General features: G+C 41.6%; 10 protein-coding genes and 1 pseudogene. 7 read left to right on the plus strand and 4 right to left on the minus strand.

Annotated elements, in window-relative coordinates:
- Nucleotides 1-23: 23 nt before the first annotated feature.
- The 3 genes and pseudogenes from rexB to OVN21_RS06090 all read left to right on the plus strand — a co-directional run bounded on the left by rexB (nucleotide 24) and on the right by OVN21_RS06090 (nucleotide 8,109).
- Nucleotides 24-3,299, plus strand: coding sequence for an ATP-dependent nuclease subunit B (rexB, locus tag OVN21_RS06080; RefSeq protein WP_267247696.1), 3,276 nt, complete (start codon nucleotides 24-26; stop codon nucleotides 3,297-3,299).
- Nucleotides 3,296-6,949, plus strand: a complete 3,654-nt coding sequence (gene addA, locus OVN21_RS06085; RefSeq protein ID WP_267247697.1) for a helicase-exonuclease AddAB subunit AddA — start codon at nucleotides 3,296-3,298, stop codon at nucleotides 6,947-6,949. The genes rexB and addA overlap by 4 nt, the downstream gene beginning before the upstream one ends.
- Nucleotides 6,950-6,966: 17 nt before the next feature.
- Nucleotides 6,967-8,109, plus strand: a pseudogene (locus tag OVN21_RS06090) (hypothetical protein).
- Between the two features lie 33 nt (nucleotides 8,110-8,142).
- Here the strand turns inward: OVN21_RS06090 and OVN21_RS06095 are convergent.
- Both OVN21_RS06095 and mazE read right to left on the minus strand, forming a co-directional pair.
- Complete coding sequence (locus OVN21_RS06095) at nucleotides 8,143-8,499, minus strand: type II toxin-antitoxin system PemK/MazF family toxin (protein WP_267247698.1); 357 nt, start codon at nucleotides 8,497-8,499, stop codon at nucleotides 8,143-8,145.
- A complete protein-coding gene (gene mazE, locus OVN21_RS06100) occupies nucleotides 8,483-8,698 on the minus strand; it encodes a type II toxin-antitoxin system PemI/MazE family antitoxin (RefSeq protein WP_001098942.1) in 216 nt (71 codons plus the stop codon). Before mazE ends, OVN21_RS06095 begins: the two co-directional genes overlap by 17 nt.
- Before the next feature lie 200 nt (nucleotides 8,699-8,898).
- Here mazE and ylqF point away from each other — a divergent pair, with 200 nt between their 5' ends.
- The 4 genes from ylqF (at nucleotide 8,899) to xerS (ending at nucleotide 13,439) form a co-directional block, all read left to right on the plus strand.
- Nucleotides 8,899-9,750 (plus strand): ribosome biogenesis GTPase YlqF, encoded by an 852-nt coding sequence (gene ylqF / locus OVN21_RS06105; RefSeq protein WP_267247699.1) that lies wholly within the window; start codon nucleotides 8,899-8,901, stop codon nucleotides 9,748-9,750.
- Nucleotides 9,737-10,522: a ribonuclease HII gene (locus OVN21_RS06110; protein WP_267247700.1), complete on the plus strand. Its 786-nt coding sequence runs from the start codon at nucleotides 9,737-9,739 to the stop codon at nucleotides 10,520-10,522. Before ylqF ends, OVN21_RS06110 begins: the two co-directional genes overlap by 14 nt.
- 15 nt (nucleotides 10,523-10,537) lie before the next feature.
- Complete coding sequence (locus OVN21_RS06115; protein ID WP_267247816.1) at nucleotides 10,538-12,088, plus strand: ClC family H(+)/Cl(-) exchange transporter; 1,551 nt, start codon at nucleotides 10,538-10,540, stop codon at nucleotides 12,086-12,088.
- Between the two features lie 280 nt (nucleotides 12,089-12,368).
- Nucleotides 12,369-13,439: a tyrosine recombinase XerS gene (xerS, locus tag OVN21_RS06120; protein WP_267247701.1), complete on the plus strand. Its 1,071-nt coding sequence runs from the start codon at nucleotides 12,369-12,371 to the stop codon at nucleotides 13,437-13,439.
- Between the two features lie 71 nt (nucleotides 13,440-13,510).
- On the opposite strand, the gene OVN21_RS06125 is transcribed toward xerS, so the two are convergent.
- Together OVN21_RS06125 and lpdA are read right to left on the minus strand one after the other, a co-directional pair.
- A complete protein-coding gene (locus OVN21_RS06125) occupies nucleotides 13,511-14,500 on the minus strand; it encodes a lipoate--protein ligase (protein WP_267247702.1) in 990 nt (329 codons plus the stop codon).
- 59 nt (nucleotides 14,501-14,559) lie between these two features.
- Nucleotides 14,560-16,245, minus strand: coding sequence for a dihydrolipoyl dehydrogenase (gene lpdA / locus OVN21_RS06130; RefSeq protein ID WP_267247703.1), 1,686 nt, complete (start codon nucleotides 16,243-16,245; stop codon nucleotides 14,560-14,562).
- Nucleotides 16,246-16,249 lie beyond the last annotated feature (4 nt).

Consider the following 16,249-nt stretch of genomic DNA (forward strand, 5'->3'; position numbering starts at 1 on the left):
TTGAGAAACCAAACGAGGCTGAGATGAAATTACTTTATACTGATATTCGGACTTCTTTGACAGAAATCTTGACCAGAGAGGCGGAAGAGCTGGTTGCTGCTGGCAAGCGGGTTTTCTACATTGCCCCCAACTCTCTTTCATTTGAAAAAGAACGTGCTGTGCTGGAATGCTTGTCCCAGCAGGCTTCTTTTGCGATTACCGTTACGCGTTTTGCTCAAATGGCTCGTTACCTGGTTTTAAATGACTTGCCTACAAAGACCAGTCTTGATGACATCGGACTTGGAATGGCCTTTTATAAATGCCTTGCTGAACTTGATCCCAAAGAGTTACGAGTTTACGGTGCTATTAAACAAGACCCTCAATTTATCCAGCAGCTGATTGAACTTTATCATGAGATGACGACTGCTCAGATGAGCTTTTTAGACTTGGAAAGTTTGACAGATGAGGATAAGCGAGTAGATTTACTCTTGATTTTTGAGAAAGTAACGGCCTATCTCAATCAAGGTCAGTTGGCTCAGGGAAGTCAGTTATCCCATTTGATTGAGGCTATTGAAAATAGCAAGGTAAGTAGTGATTTCAGTCAGATTGCCTTGGTTATTGATGGATTTACCCGTTTTTCTGCCGAGGAAGAGCGTGTAGTGGATCTGCTTCATCGAAAAGGTGTCGAGATTGTCATTGGTGCCTATGCAAGTAAGAAGGCTTATACCAGTCCGTTCACTGAAGGGAATCTCTACCAAGCCAGTGTGGAATTTCTTCATCATTTAGCTACTAAATACCAAACGCCTGTTCAAGACCGTTCACAGACTCATGCATACATGGATAGTTTTGACAAGACCTCTCGTTTGCTGGAGTCTTCTTATGACTTTTCAGAACTCACTTTGGATGTAGATGAGAAGGACCGTGAGAATCTGCAAATCTGGTCTTGCTTGACGCAAAAAGAGGAGTTGGAGCTGGTAGCACGTAGCATTCGTCAAAAATTACATGACCATCCAGATCTGAGTTACAAGAATCTTCGTATTTTGCTGGGGGATGTCGCTTCTTATCAGTTGTCTCTTAAGACCATTTTTGACCAGTACCAGATTCCTTTCTATCTTGGTAGAAATGAATCCATGGCTCACCACCCTTTGACTCAGTTTGTGGAGTCTATTTTACGTTTGAAACGTTACCGTTTCCGTCAGGAAGATTTGATTAATCTCCTCAGAACTGGTCTATATACTGACCTTAACCAAGCGGATATTGATGCTTTTGAGCAATATCTCCGCTATCTTGGCATCAATGGCTTGCCAGCTTTTCAACAGACCTTCACAAAATCCCACCACGGAAAATTTGATTTAGTTCATTTAAATACTCTTCGTTTGCGTATTTTGTCACCTCTTGAAACCTTATTTGCCAGTCGAAAGCAAAAGACTGAAAATCTCTTGCAAAAGTGGAATACTTTTCTAAAAAATGCTGCTTTAAGCAAGCAGATGCAAGACTTGACAGCTACTATGGAAACTCTAGAACAGGAAAGACAAGCCGAAGTTTGGAAAGCCTTTTGTCATGTTTTAGAACAATTTACGACGATTTTTGCTGGTTCACAAGTTAGTCTGGAGGATTTCTTGGTCTTGCTTCATTCTGGAATGAGTTTATCTCAGTATCGCACCATTCCAGCAACTGTTGATACCGTTCTGGTGCAGAGCTATGACTTGATTGCTCCTCTGACTGCTGACTTTGTTTACGCCATTGGGCTGACTCAGGATCATTTACCAAAAATTGCGCAAAACACCAGTCTTTTGACAGACGAAGAACGACAAAGCTTAAATCAAGCGACTGAAGAGGGAGCGCAATTACTGATTTCAAGTAGTGAAAACCTCAAGAAAAATCGCTACACTATGCTTTCCTTAGTCAATGCTGCTCGTAAGCAGTTGGTCTTGTCAGCTCCAAGCCTCTTTAATGAAAGTGAAAGCAAGGAATCAGCCTATCTTCAGGAACTGGTGAGCTTTGGATTTAGCCGGATAGAGAAGAGAATGAATCACAAAGGGCTGTCTAAAGAGGATATGGGCTCCTATCACAGTCTTTTGTCCAGTCTGGTTGCCTATCACCAGCAGGGCGAGACGAGTGATACTGAGCAAGATTTGACATTTATTAAGGTTCTGGCGCGTGTCATGGGTAAAAAACTAGACCAGCAAGGTCTGGAAAATCCAGCCCTTCCAACCAGTCCAAGTAGTAAGCAGTTGGCTAAGGACACCTTACAAGCTCTCTATCCTATTGATCAGGAGTTTTACCTGTCTACCTCTGGTTTGACGGAGTTTTACCGCAATGAATACAGTTATTTCCTCCGTTATGTTTTAGGCTTGCAGGAGGAATTACGTTTGCGTCCTGATGCCCGTAGTCACGGAAATTTCTTGCACCGCATTTTTGAACGCGCCTTACAGTTGTCTGACGAAAATTCCTTTGACAAACGTTTGGAACAGGCTATTCAAGAAACCAGTCAAGAACGCGAATTTGAAGCTATTTATCAGGAAAGTTTGGAAGCCCAATTTACCAAGGAAGTTCTGCTTGATGTGTCTCGGACTACGGGACATATCCTTCGTCATAATCCGGCCATCGAAACCATCAAAGAAGAGGCAAATTTTGGTGGAAAAGACCAGACCTTTATTCAATTGGATGATGGTCGCAGTGTCCATGTGCGAGGAAAGGTTGACCGAATTGACCGCCTGAAAGCAGATGGTGCGCTAGGAGTGGTGGACTACAAGTCGAGTCTGACTCAGTTTCAGTTTCCTCATTTCTTTAATGGGCTCAATTCTCAACTGCCAACCTATCTAGCTGCCCTAAAAAGAGAAGGGGAGCAGAACTTTTTCGGTGCCATGTACTTGGAAATGGCTGAGCCTGTCCAATCTCTGATAGCTGTTAAAAGTCTGGCAGGAGCAGTAGTAGAAGCCAGCAAATCCATGAAATACCAAGGTCTCTTTTTAGAAAAAGAAAGCAGTCATTTGGGCGAATTTTACAACAAAAACAAGGCTAACCAGCTGACGGATGAGGAATTCCAGCTCCTACTGGACTATAATGCCCATCTATACAAGAAAGCAGCTGAGAAGATTTTAGCAGGTCAGTTCGCCATCAATCCCTATACTGAAAATGGCAGAAGTATTGCCCCATACGTCCAGCAACACCAAGCCATCACAGGATTTGAAGCCAATTACCATTTGGGGCAAGCCCGTTTCCTAGAGAAGTTGAACTTAGCTGATGGCAAGCGTCTGGTCGGAGAAAAACTCAAGCAAGCTTGGTTTGAGAAAATGAGAGAGGAGTTGAATCGATGAAGTCCATTTCCTTTTTAACTGAGGAAGAAATTCAAAAATTGCAGGAAGCAGAAGCGAATTCGAGAAAGGAACAGAAGAAAACTGCCGAGCAAATCGAAGCCATCTACACTTCTGGTCAAAATATCCTGGTTTCAGCGTCTGCTGGTTCTGGGAAAACATTTGTTATGGCCGAGCGCATTCTCGACCAATTAGCACGTGGCGTGGAAATCAGCCAACTCTTTATCTCGACCTTTACTGTCAAGGCTGCTACTGAACTAAAGGAACGTTTGGAGAAAAAAATCAGCCAACAAATCCAAGAAAGTAGCGATGTTGATTTCAAACAACACTTGGGACGCCAGTTGGCAGACCTGCCAAACGTTGCCATCGGAACCATGGACTCCTTCACACAAAAATTCCTTGGGAAACATGGTTATCTGATTGATATCGCACCGAACTTCCGTATTCTGCAAAATGAAAGTGAACAGTTACTCTTAAAGAACGAAGTTTTTCATCAGGTTTTTGAAGACCATTACCAAGGTGAAAATAAAGAGAAATTTAGTCGTTTAGTGAAGAACTTTGCTGGGCGAGGCAAGGATGAACGAGGTCTGCGTCAGCAAGTCTATAAAATCTATGATTTCCTTCAATCCACCAGCAGTCCCCAAAAATGGCTGAACGAGTCTTTCCTCAAAGGGCTTGAAAAAGCTGACTTTGCAAATGAAAAAGAGAAACTAACTGAGCAAATCAAGCGGGCGCTTTGGGACTTGGAAAGTTTCTTCTGTTATCATCTGGATAACGATGCCAAGGAGTTCCCCAAAGCTGCCTATTTAGAAGCTGTTCAACAGGTTCTGGATGAAATTGGCTCCTTAAATCAAGAGTCCGATTGTCAGGCTTATCAAGCCGTGCTTGTGCGTGTTGTTGCCATTTCGAAGGAGAAAAATGGTCGAGCTCTGGCTAACTCCAGTCGTAAGGGCGATTTGAAGCCACTGGCTGATGCCTATAATGATGAGAGAAAGACCCAGTTTGCTAAACTAGGACAACTAGCAGACCAGATAGCAATTCTCGACTATCAGGAGCTTTATCATGAAGACACCTGGGAACTAGCTAAAACCTTCCAAAACTTCATGAGTGATTTTGTGGAGGCCTATCGTGAACGTAAACGCCAGGAAAATGCTTTTGAATTCGCTGATATAAGCCATTACACCATTGAGATTTTAGAGAACTTCCCACAAGTCCGTGAGACTTATCAAGAGCGTTTCCACGAAGTCATGGTCGATGAGTATCAGGATACCAACCATATTCAAGAACGGATACTGGAATTGCTGTCGAATGGTCACAATCGCTTTATGGTGGGGGATATCAAGCAGTCCATCTACCGTTTCCGTCAGGCAGATCCGCAGATTTTCAATGAAAAATTCCAACGCTATGCGCAAAATCCTAAAGAGGGTAAGTTGATACTCCTCAAGGAAAATTTCCGTAGTAGTTCAGAAGTGCTGTCTGCAACCAATGATGTTTTTGAACGTCTCATGGACCAAGAGGTCGGCGAAATCAACTATGATAGCATGCATCAGCTTGTTTTTGCCAATACCAAACTGACTCCTAGCCCTGAGAACAAGGCAGAATTTCTCCTCTACGACAAGGACAATAGTGGGCAAGAGGAAGAAGAGAACCAAACAGAAACGAAATTAACAGGTGAAATGCGCCTAGTCATCAAGGAAATCCTGAAGCTTCATCAAGAAAAAGGTGTTGCCTTTAAAGAAATTGCCCTTTTGACTTCTAGTCGCAGTCGTAATGACCAGATTCTCCTCGCCCTGTCTGAGTACGGAATTCCTGTTAAAACCGACGGTGAACAAAACAATTATCTCCAATCCCTAGAAGTACAAGTCATGCTGGACACCCTGCGTGTCATTCACAATCCCCTGCAAGACTATGCCTTGGTTGCGCTGATGAAGTCTCCTATGTTTGGTTTTGATGAGGACGAGTTGGCACGCTTATCCCTTCAGAAAGTAGAAGATAAGGTCCAAGAAAATCTCTATGAGAAACTGGTCAATGCTCAAAAACTGGTAACAAACCAGAAAGAGTTAATTCATACAGCTCTAGCTGAAAAACTAAATCAATTCATGGATATTTTGGATTCTTGGCGCCTGTATGCCAAAACCCACTCTCTCTATGACTTGATTTGGAAAATTTACAATGACCGTTTTTATTATGACTTTGTTGGAGCCTTGCCAAACGGACCTGCTAGACAGGCTAATCTCTATGCCCTAGCTCTGCGCGCTGACCAGTTTGAAAAGAGTAATTTTAAGGGCTTGTCTCGTTTTATACATATGATTGACCAAGTTTTAGAAGCCCAGCACGATCTTGCAAGCATGGCTGTCGCATCGCCAAAAGATGCTGTGGAACTCATGACTATTCACAAGAGCAAAGGGCTGGAGTTCCCTTATGTCTTTATCCTCAATATGGATCAGGACTTCAACAAGCAAGACTCAATGTCAGACGTCATTCTCAGCCGTCAAAATGGGCTTGGTGTCAAATACATTGCAAAGGTGGAAACAGGAGCAGTGGAAGCACACTATCCTAAAACCATCAAACTTTCCATTCCTAGTCTAACTTATATCCAGAATGAGAAAGAACTGCAATTGGCTAGCTATTCAGAGCAGATGCGTCTGCTGTATGTTGCCATGACGCGAGCTGAGAGAAAGCTTTATCTTGTTGGCAAGGAATCTCGTGAAAAGCTAGAAGCCAAGGAATACCCAGCAACTGAAAACGGAAAATTAGATAGCAATACCAGACTGCAATCAAGAAATTTCCAAGATTGGGTCTGGGCTATCAGCAAAGTATTTGCCAAGGACAATCTCAATTTTAGCTATCGTTTTGTTGGTGAAGACCAGCTAACTAGAGAAGCTATTGGTCAATTGGAAAACAAGAGTCCTCTACAAGATAGCTCTCAAGCAAGCAACCGACAGTCTGAAACCATTAAAGAAGCTCTGGAAATGCTAAAAGAGGTGGAAGTCTATAATACTCTTCATCGCGCAGCCATTGAACTGCCTAGTGTTCAAACCCCAAGTCAAATCAAGAAATTCTACGAACCCGTTATGGATATGGAAGGGGTAGAAATTACTAACCAAACTCCATCACCAGAGAATAAAATTAGCTTTGATTTGCCAGATTTTTCAACTAAAGAAAGGGTAACTGGAGCAGAAATTGGTAGTGCCACTCATGAACTTATGCAGAGAATTGACCTTAGTCAGCAACCAACACTTGCTAGCCTGACAGAAACTCTCAAACAAGTTCAGACTAGTCCAGCCGTAAGAGACAAGATCAATCTTTCTAAAATTCTCTCATTCTTTGACACAGCACTTGGTCAGGAAATTCTCACTAATACCAGCCATCTTTATCGTGAGCAACCTTTTTCTATGCTCAAGCGGGAACACAAGAGTCAAGAAGACTTCGTTGTACGTGGAATCTTGGATAGCTATCTGCTTTATGAGGAGCGTATCGTTCTTTTCGACTATAAGACAGACCGATATGATGATCCAAGTCAACTCGTAGATCGCTATCGTGGTCAGTTAGCCCTATACGGAGAGGCTTTATCTCGATCCTATTCGATTGAAAATATTGAGAAATACTTGATTTTACTCGGTAAAGACGAAGTTCAAGTTGTAAAAGTATAACCTAGAAAGGAGACCTCATGCCACTTCCAGTCAGAAAATCCCTGCACGATGCCATTTTACAGGCTTCAAAAGCCGATACTTGGGATCAAGCAACCAAGGAATGGAATGAAGTTTCCTTGGTTTTTAACGGTATCGGCCGTAGCAATTGCGTCTGTGGGAATGCCATAAAATACGCATACGAACTCTTTAATGGAGCTACAGGTCAACGCCTCTTTCCGATTGGTAGCGATTGTGTTCGCCATTTTCATCGTATTAGCCTCGACCAGCAACTAGAAGAGGAAGAAAAACTTCTCAGAAAGCTTGAAAATCTGACTAGAAAAGTCAAGAAAAAGGAAAAAATCAAGATCAATAAAAGCGATTTTGACAAACGACTTCTAATCGTGGTAATTAATTCTCGCCTGAGAAAGATTATCGGCTCTTCCTATAAGTCTTTCAAGGAGGAAGTTTGACAAGGCAGAGCCAAAGAAAAAGTTCGTATGGAAGAGGTGCTGGAAAAGTGTATCAAACCTTTTTTACTTGATAAGACCGATGACAAACTCTACCTTGTCAAACTAGGCAAGGAGAAAATCGACTACGAGCAGCATTTACGGATTCAGGCACAGAAGGAACGCAGGAAGATAGATAAAATTGCCAAGCAAGACGCTGAAAACCTCATTCTTGCCATGGGACCTGCAGAACGAGTCTATCAAGATTACTTTGGTTTTACAGAAACCCTAACCCTAGAAGAACGAAAATGGGAGAAAATCCTCTTTGGTAAGAATAGAGACGAACGGGCTATCAAGGCTAAACAAAACCAGAAAGAGCTGGAAAAGGATTAGCGAATTGCAAATCAAGATCCTATTGAACGAAAGCAGAAGCAGACTTGGCTTCTTAATTCCTATTTTCAGGATTTGCCTGATGAAAAAGCTAGATTTTCTCGTCTCTTATTTGAATATCGAAAAAGTGGAGAAGTACCCTTTTCAGATGATTACTTATCTGAGCATCTCATCGACTTTTTCTACAAGATGAAGGCTTTTGAGTTTGAAATTGCACCAGAACAAGTTCGCGATTTTCTAAAAGAATGCCTTCAGGCAGAACATCTATCATCAGCTCAAGAAAGCTGGATTAGAGTGATTTTGACAAACTACCTTCACCCATTTTTAAATAGGTTACTCATATAGAAAAAATCCTACCTTGTCTATGCATGGTAGGATTTATGTATCTCCGAAGATGTACTGGTAAAGTTGGACTACTTTCTGAAAACACTGCGTGTCCATTCTTGTTATTTTTTGAGAATTACGCATCCGAAAATCAAATGTATATAGTTGAAATGGATTAACAGCACCATCTACCTTGTCCGATGAAACAGGAACGAGCAAACCTTTTTCTGCCAAACGTTGTTGGTCATGAGTAATAGGACAGACAGCCACAAAACCAGTTTGCAAGGCATATTCTCTCCTAGAAACTACCAAAGCAGGTCGCCGTTTCTGGATTTCTCGACCAACTGATGGATCAAAGTCCAGCCAAATGATATCCTGCTTTTCAGGAATATACTCATATTTCGCTATCAAGTGACCTTACCCCTTCAAAATCATTTGTCATTCTCAAATCAGTAATCCCATCAAAAGGATCTTTCAGTTTTGGAGCTAAGACAATGACTCCGTCAATCCCTTTGTAGACAACCATTTCTTGACCTTCTGTCATCCCCAAATTTTTAGGAATGGTCACAGTGAGAGAATTCCCTACCTTCCGAGTCTTTACTGTATTCATCGCTCTACCTCCACGAAATTGTATACACTAAGTATATACCTGTTGGTAAAAAAAGTCAAGTAAATCTTTACTGGTATCAGGGATGTTTCTCACGATTACTATTTGTCATTTATTGTGGTCAAAGCCTGTGCAAAAGTTCCTAATTTATGATAGAATAGGTAGTAAGAAAGAAAACGTTTTTCAGTCGGAAAGGGAAATTTATGGCTACAATTCAATGGTTTCCAGGCCACATGTCTAAGGCTCGGCGACAAGTTCAGGAGAATCTAAAATTTGTTGATTTTGTAACGATTTTGGTGGATGCTCGCTTACCTCTATCTAGTCAAAATCCTATGTTAAACAAGATTGTGGGTGATAAACCAAAACTCTTGATTTTGAACAAGGCAGATCTTGCTGATCCATCAATGACTAAAGAATGGCGTCAGTACTTTGAATCACAGGGAATCCAAACTCTGGCTATCAACTCCAAAGAGCAAGTGACTGTAAAAGTTGTGACAGATGCGGCTAAAAAGCTCATGGCTGATAAGATTGCACGCCAGAAAGAACGCGGTATCAAAATTGAAACCTTACGAACCATGATTATCGGAATTCCAAACGCTGGTAAGTCAACTCTCATGAATCGTTTGGCTGGGAAAAAGATTGCGGTTGTCGGCAATAAACCAGGTGTTACCAAGGGGCAACAATGGCTCAAAACCAATAAAGACCTTGAAATCCTAGACACACCAGGGATTCTCTGGCCTAAGTTCGAAGATGAAACTGTCGCTCTAAAACTAGCCTTGACTGGAGCTATCAAAGACCAGTTGCTTCCTATGGATGAGGTGACCATTTTTGGTCTCAATTATTTCAAAAAACATTATCCAGAAAAGCTAGCTGAACGCTTCAAACAAATGAAAATTGAAGAGGAAGCGCCTGTGATTATTATGGATATGACACGTGCTCTCGGTTTCCGAGATGATTACGACCGCTTTTACAGTCTCTTCGTGAAGGAAGTTCGTGATGGCAAACTCGGTAACTATACCTTAGATACATTGGAAGACCTCGATGGCGACGATTAAAGAAATCAAAGAACTTCTTGCTACTGTCAAAGAATTAGACAATCCTCTTTTTCTGGAATTCGAAAAAGATCCTCGTTCTGGAGTTCAAAAGGAAATCAGCAAGCGAAAAAAAGCTATTCGGGCAGAACTGGATGAAAACCTTCGTTTGGAATCCATGCTTTCCTATGAAAAAGAGCTTTATAAACAAGGAGTGACCTTAATAGCAGGTGTTGACGAGGTCGGCCGTGGTCCTCTGGCTGGACCTGTAGTCGCTGCAGCCGTTATCTTGCCGAAAAATTGTAAGATTAAAGGCCTTAACGATAGCAAAAAGATTCCCAAAAAGAAACATCTGGAAATTTATCAAGCCGTTCAAGACCAAGCCTTGGCAATCGGTATTGGTATCATTGATAATCACATCATTGACCAAGTCAATATCTACGAGGCGACCAAACTGGCCATGAAAGAAGCAATATCCCAGCTCAGTCCGCAACCTGAGCATCTCTTGATCGATGCCATGAAACTGGAGTTGCCAATTTCCCAAACTTCCATCATCAAAGGAGATGCCAACTCTCTCTCTATAGCAGCTGCATCTATAGTAGCCAAGGTGACACGGGATAATATTATGAAGGACTATGATGATCAATATCCCGGTTATGACTTCAGGGCTAATGCAGGATATGGAACAGCTAAACATCTAGAAGGACTCGAGAAACTAGGAGTCACCCCAATTCACCGGACCAGTTTTGAACCAGTTAAGTCACTGGTTGCAGGAGAAAAAGAAAGTTTAAGTTAGAAGGAATGAATGATTATGGAGGAACAGTCAGAAATACTCAGCTCCAAGAAGGAATTTGCCTTTGCCTCAAGCACCATATTATCCCAAGTTGGGCGAGGAGTCATTGTCGGTCTCGTCGTCGGGCTAATCGTCGGATCTTTTCGGTTTTCAATCGAAAAAGGCTTTCATCTGATACAAGGACTTTATCAAAATCAAGCGCCCCTAGTCCGCAATCTTTTTATCATTGGTCTATTTTATCTAATTGTTAGCTGGCTCAGTGCGAAATTGACTCGATCGGAAAAAGATATCCAGGGTTCAGGAATTCCTCAAGTCGAAGCCGAATTAAAAGGACTCATGACTCTTAACTGGTGGAGTGTCCTCTGGAAAAAATATATTCTAGGGATTCTTGCTATTGCCAGTGGCCTTATGCTAGGTAGAGAAGGACCAAGTATTCAACTTGGAGCAGTTGGTGGTAAAGGTATTGCCAAGTGGCTCAAATCCAGCCCAGTAGAGGAACGTTCCTTGATTGCCAGTGGTGCTGCAGCAGGATTAGCAGCTGCCTTTAATGCACCAATCGCAGGTCTCCTCTTTGTTGTAGAGGAAGTCTATCACCATTTTTCACGCTTTTTCTGGGTCTCAACTTTAGCAGCTAGTCTCGTAGCAAACTTTGTCTCGCTGCTCATGTTCGGTTTGACACCAGTATTGGATATGCCAGATAACATTCCTCTCATGACCCTAGATCAATACTGGATTTATCTTGTGATGGGAATTTTCCTTGGACTTTCCGGTTTTCTCTATGAAAAAGCTGTGCTTGATGTCGGTAGAATTTATGACTGGATTGGGCAAAAAATCTGTTTGGATAGAGCTTATTACCCAATTCTTGCCTTTATTCTCATCATACCAGTCGGGATCTTCTTGCCACAAATCCTTGGTGGTGGAAATCAGCTGGTTCTTTCCTTAACGGAGCAAAATTTTAGTTTCCAAGCTTTATTAGCTTACTTTTTGATTCGTTTTATCTGGAGTATGATTAGTTATGGAAGTGGTCTTCCAGGAGGAATCTTCCTACCCATTTTGGCCCTCGGTTCCTTACTTGGTGCCCTAGTCGGTGTCATTTGTGTAAATTTTGGACTTGTCAGTCAGGAGCAATTCCCTATATTTGTCATTCTGGGAATGAGTGGCTACTTTGGAGCCATATCTAAGGCACCCTTAACCGCTATGATCCTCGTAACTGAGATGGTAGGGGACATTCGCAATCTTATGCCACTTGGCTTAGTGACCTTGGTAGCCTACATCGTCATGGATCTGCTTAAAGGGGCACCAGTCTATGAGGCTATGTTGGAAAAAATGCTGCCAGAAGAAGCGACAGATAAAGGAGAAGTCACACTCATTGAAATCCCTATATCTGACAAAATCGCTGGAAAACAAGTACACGAACTCAACTTACCTCATAACGTCCTCATCACAACACAAGTTCATAACGGAAAGAGCAAAATAGTTAATGGTTCAACCAGAATGTATCTCGGTGATATGATTCACCTGGTGATTCCAAAAAGTGAAATTGGCAAAGTAAAAGATTTATTGTTGTAGAGTTTATTTACATAATTCATATTATGTAAATAAACTAGAAAACGCTGGACAAAAACTCAATTTCAGGCGAAAACGGGTTAAATCTTCCAGCACAATAGAACGCATAATATCAAGGTTATTCAATACCAGGATACTTATGCGTTTTTCTGATTTCAAAGACTTTTTTCCTGCCTCTCACTCATTTTTTACCGATAATATCTTTCCGAAAAACTGTAATTTTCTTGAAAAATATATAAGTCCATGCTATACTACTAGTAGACTTACTTTATGGAGAAAATACATGAAACGTGAGATTTTACTGGAACGAATCGACAAGCTAAAACAGATCATGCCCTGGTATGTTTTGGAATATTACCAATCTAAACTTGCTGTTCCCTATAGTTTTACAACCTTGTACGAATACCTCAAGGAATACGATCGATTTTTCAGCTGGGTTTTGGAGTCTGGAATTTCAAACGCCGATAAAATATCTGATATCCCTTTATCGATCTTGGAAAATATGTCAAAGAAAGACATGGAATCCTTTATCCTATATCTGCGTGAACGTCCTTTGCTGAATGCCAATACAACCAAGCAAGGTGTTTCTCAGACAACCATCAATCGGACCTTGTCAGCACTTTCTAGTCTTTACAAGTATCTAACCGAGGAAGTTGAAAACGACCAAGGCGAACCTTATTTCTATCGAAATGTAATGAAGAAAGTTTCAACCAAGAAAAAAAAAGAAACCCTTGCTGCCAGAGCCGAAAACATCAAGCAAAAGCTCTTTCTAGGTGATGAAACAGAAGGTTTTCTAACTTATATAGACCAAGAATACCCACAAAAGCTCTCAAATCGTGCCTTATCCTCCTTTAATAAAAATAAAGAACGTGATTTGGCTATTATCGCCTTTCTCTTGGCATCTGGTGTCCGTTTATCTGAAGCTGTTAATCTAGATCTAAGAGACCTCAATCTCAAAATGATGGTTATTGATGTCACGCGTAAGGGGGGCAAACGTGACTCGGTTAATGTCGCTGCCTTTGCTAAGCCTTATTTAGAGAATTATCTCGCCATTCGAAATCAACGCTATAAGACGGGAAAAACAGATACAGCCCTCTTTTTGACACTCTATAGAGGTGTTCCCAATCGTATCGATGCTTCCAGCGTGGAAAAGATGGTTGCTAAGTATTCTGAGGACTTCAAAGTGCGTGTAACCCCCCACAAACTGCGCCATACCCTAGCAACTAGGCTCTATGATGCGACTAAATCGCAAGTTTTGGTCAGCCATCAGCTAGGACATTCCAGTACACAAGTTACTGACCTCTATACCCATATTGTCAATGATGAACAAAAGAATGCTCTGGATAGTTTGTAGAATACATAAAATAAATTATGTAAATGATAGTTCAAAAAAGAAGCTGCTCATACAACCAACTTCTTTTCTTTTTATTCCACTACTGCTTCAGCGATTTCTTCTCGGCTAATACCAGCGAAGTAGCGTGTAATATCAATGCTTTCTAGGGCTTTAAGGACATCTTCGCGTTCATATTTCACACCACGAAGGACATCTTCTACAGCTGCAACGTCCTCGATACCAAAGAAGTCTCCATAAATCTTGATGTCTTGAATTTTTGATTCGACGACATTAGCAAAGATCTCGACCTTACCACTGGTGAATTTTGTCCCTCGACGGACGTTAAATTCCGGTGATTTACCGTAGTTCCAGTCCCAAGTTCCAAACTTAGTATCCTTGATGCGATTGATTTCAGCCAATTCTTGCTCAGAAAAAACGTATTCAGTCATCTCTGGGTACTCTTTTTTCATGTATTCCAGTAGCAAATCACGGAATTCTTCAACTGTGATTTTTTCTGGTAATTCATTGACAATATTGGTTACTCGGGCACGGACGGATTTCACACCTTTTGATTCAAATTTGTCTTTTGAAACCTTGAGGGCGTTAGCAAGGACTGATAAATCAACGTCAAAGAGCAAGCAACCGTGGTGCATGATACGCCCATTGATATAGGCTTGGGCATTGCCACAGAATTTCTTTCCGTCAATCTCAAGGTCGTTACGGCCTGTGAACTCAGCTTTAACACCGAGTTGAGCCAAGGTATTGATAACCGGAGTTGAAAAACTCTTAAAGTCAAAGGCCTTGTTTTCATCCTCTTTTGAGATGATGGTGTAGTTGAGGTTGTTTAGATCGTGATAAACAGCTCCACCACCACTGATACGGCGGACTACCTCAATGCCATTTTCACGAACATAATCACGGTTGATTTCTTCGATAGTATTCTGGTGACGCCCGACAATGATAGATGGTTTGTTGATCCAAAGAAGGAAAATTTGATCCTCATCTAGTAAGTGTTTAAAGGCATATTCTTCCAAGGCAATATTAAAAGCTGTGTCGTTTGAATGATTGATAATATATTTCATGATATCCCTTTATACGATAGAGACTGGAAAATATCTTTCCAGCCTAGTCTATCTTCATTTTATTTTTTCTTAGGTGAATGGATGGCCATTCCTAGAACATCCGCAAATGCTTCGTACATCACTTCAGAGTAGGTTGGGTGTCCGTGGATGGTCTTCAGCATTTCTTCAACAGTGATTTCCATTTCGATGATGCTTGATGCCTCGTTGATCAATTCTGCAGCTGCAGGACCGATGATATGAACACCAAGGATTTCTCCATATTTCTTATCAGCGATAACTTTTACAAAACCTTGAGCTGCATCTGATGCAATGGCACGACCGTTAGCAGCAAAGTTGAACTTACCGATGGCTACATCGTATTTCTCACGTGCTTGTTCTTCAGTCAGACCTACTGCAGCTACTTCAGGGAGAGTGTAGATAGCTGCTGGAGTCAAGTTCAATTTAGCAACAGCATGATTTCCTTTAAGAGCATTTTCAGCGGCAACTTCACCCATACGGAAGGCAGCGTGGGCCAACATCTTAGTTCCGTTGATGTCACCTGGTGCGTAGATACCTGGAACAGAAGTTTCCATGTATTCGTTGACCTTGATGCGTCCACGGTCCAATTCAAACTCAACATCGCCAATACCTTCAAGGTCTGGCACACGACCGATTGAAAGAAGAGCTTTGCTTGCGATGATATCGTCTTTTCCTTCAACCTTGATACGAAGTTGACCATCTTCTTCTATGATTTCTTGGAGTTTTGTGTCAGTTAAGATAGTCATACCCTTACGTTCCAAAATCAAGCGAAGGTTCTTAGAAACTTCCGCATCCATAGCTGGAACGATACGGTCCATCATTTCGATAACAGTCACTTTTGAACCAAATGTCATGAAGGCTTGACCGAGTTCAATACCGACAACGCCACCACCGATGATTACGAGGCTCTCTGGTACTTCATTCATTTCAAGAATATCATCACTGGTCATCACAAGTTGAGATTCCATACCAGGAACGTTGATTTTGCTGACTTTTGAACCACCAGCAAGGATAATTTTCTTAGTTTCAAGCAATTCAGAACCATTTACCAAGACGTTCTTATCTTTAGTGATGGTACCAATTCCCTTATGTACTGATACACCATAACTACGAAGAAGACCTGCAACACCACCAACCAATGTATTGACAACTTTAGATTTTGTTTCTAAAAGTTTGTCCATATCTACAGTGAAGTTTGGATTTTCAATGACAATACCACGGTTTGCTGCATGACCGATATTTTCGATGATTTCAGCGTTGTGAAGGTAGGTCTTGGTTGGGATACATCCACGGTTTAAACAAGTACCACCGAGTTCTGATTTCTCAACCAGGGCAACCTTACTACCTAATTGAGCTGCTTTAATAGCTGCCACATATCCAGCAGGACCACCACCAATCACCACAATATCAAAGGCATCATCACTCTTACCATCGTCGTTTGAGGTGCTTGCTGCTGGCGCTGCTGCTCCAGCTGTCGGGATGTTTTCCCCTTCTTCACCAAGATAACCGATGACTTCCGTTACAGGGACTGTTTCGCCATCTCCTTTGAGGATAGCAATCAAGTAACCATCTTCTTCAGCTTCCAATTCCATGCTGACTTTGTCAGTCATGATTTCCAAAAGGATTTCTCCTTCTTTTACAAATTCTCCGACTTTTTTATTCCATTGGACAATTTGTCCTTCTGTCATATCCACGCCGGCTTTCGGCATAATTACTTCTAAGGCCATGTCT

Origin of the sequence: Streptococcus sp. Marseille-Q5986 (assembly GCF_946902915.1) — a bacterium.
Classification (GTDB): Bacteria; Bacillota; Bacilli; order Lactobacillales; family Streptococcaceae; genus Streptococcus.

What these genes read in the sequence shown, in the direction of transcription:
- rexB (WP_267247696.1), top strand. Translation starts at nt 24, where the DNA reads ATGAAATTACTTTATACTGATATTCGGACTTCTTTGACAGAAATCTTG.
- mazE (WP_001098942.1), bottom strand. Translation starts at nt 8,698, where the DNA reads ATGAATACAGTAAAGACTCGGAAGGTAGGGAATTCTCTCACTGTGACC.
- ylqF (WP_267247699.1), top strand. Translation starts at nt 8,899, where the DNA reads ATGGCTACAATTCAATGGTTTCCAGGCCACATGTCTAAGGCTCGGCGA.
- lpdA (WP_267247703.1), bottom strand. Translation starts at nt 16,245, where the DNA reads ATGGCCTTAGAAGTAATTATGCCGAAAGCCGGCGTGGATATGACAGAA.
- OVN21_RS06115 (WP_267247816.1), top strand. Translation starts at nt 10,538, where the DNA reads ATGGAGGAACAGTCAGAAATACTCAGCTCCAAGAAGGAATTTGCCTTT.
- addA (WP_267247697.1), top strand. Translation starts at nt 3,296, where the DNA reads ATGAAGTCCATTTCCTTTTTAACTGAGGAAGAAATTCAAAAATTGCAG.
- OVN21_RS06125 (WP_267247702.1), bottom strand. Translation starts at nt 14,500, where the DNA reads ATGAAATATATTATCAATCATTCAAACGACACAGCTTTTAATATTGCC.
- OVN21_RS06110 (WP_267247700.1), top strand. Translation starts at nt 9,737, where the DNA reads ATGGCGACGATTAAAGAAATCAAAGAACTTCTTGCTACTGTCAAAGAA.
- xerS (WP_267247701.1), top strand. Translation starts at nt 12,369, where the DNA reads ATGAAACGTGAGATTTTACTGGAACGAATCGACAAGCTAAAACAGATC.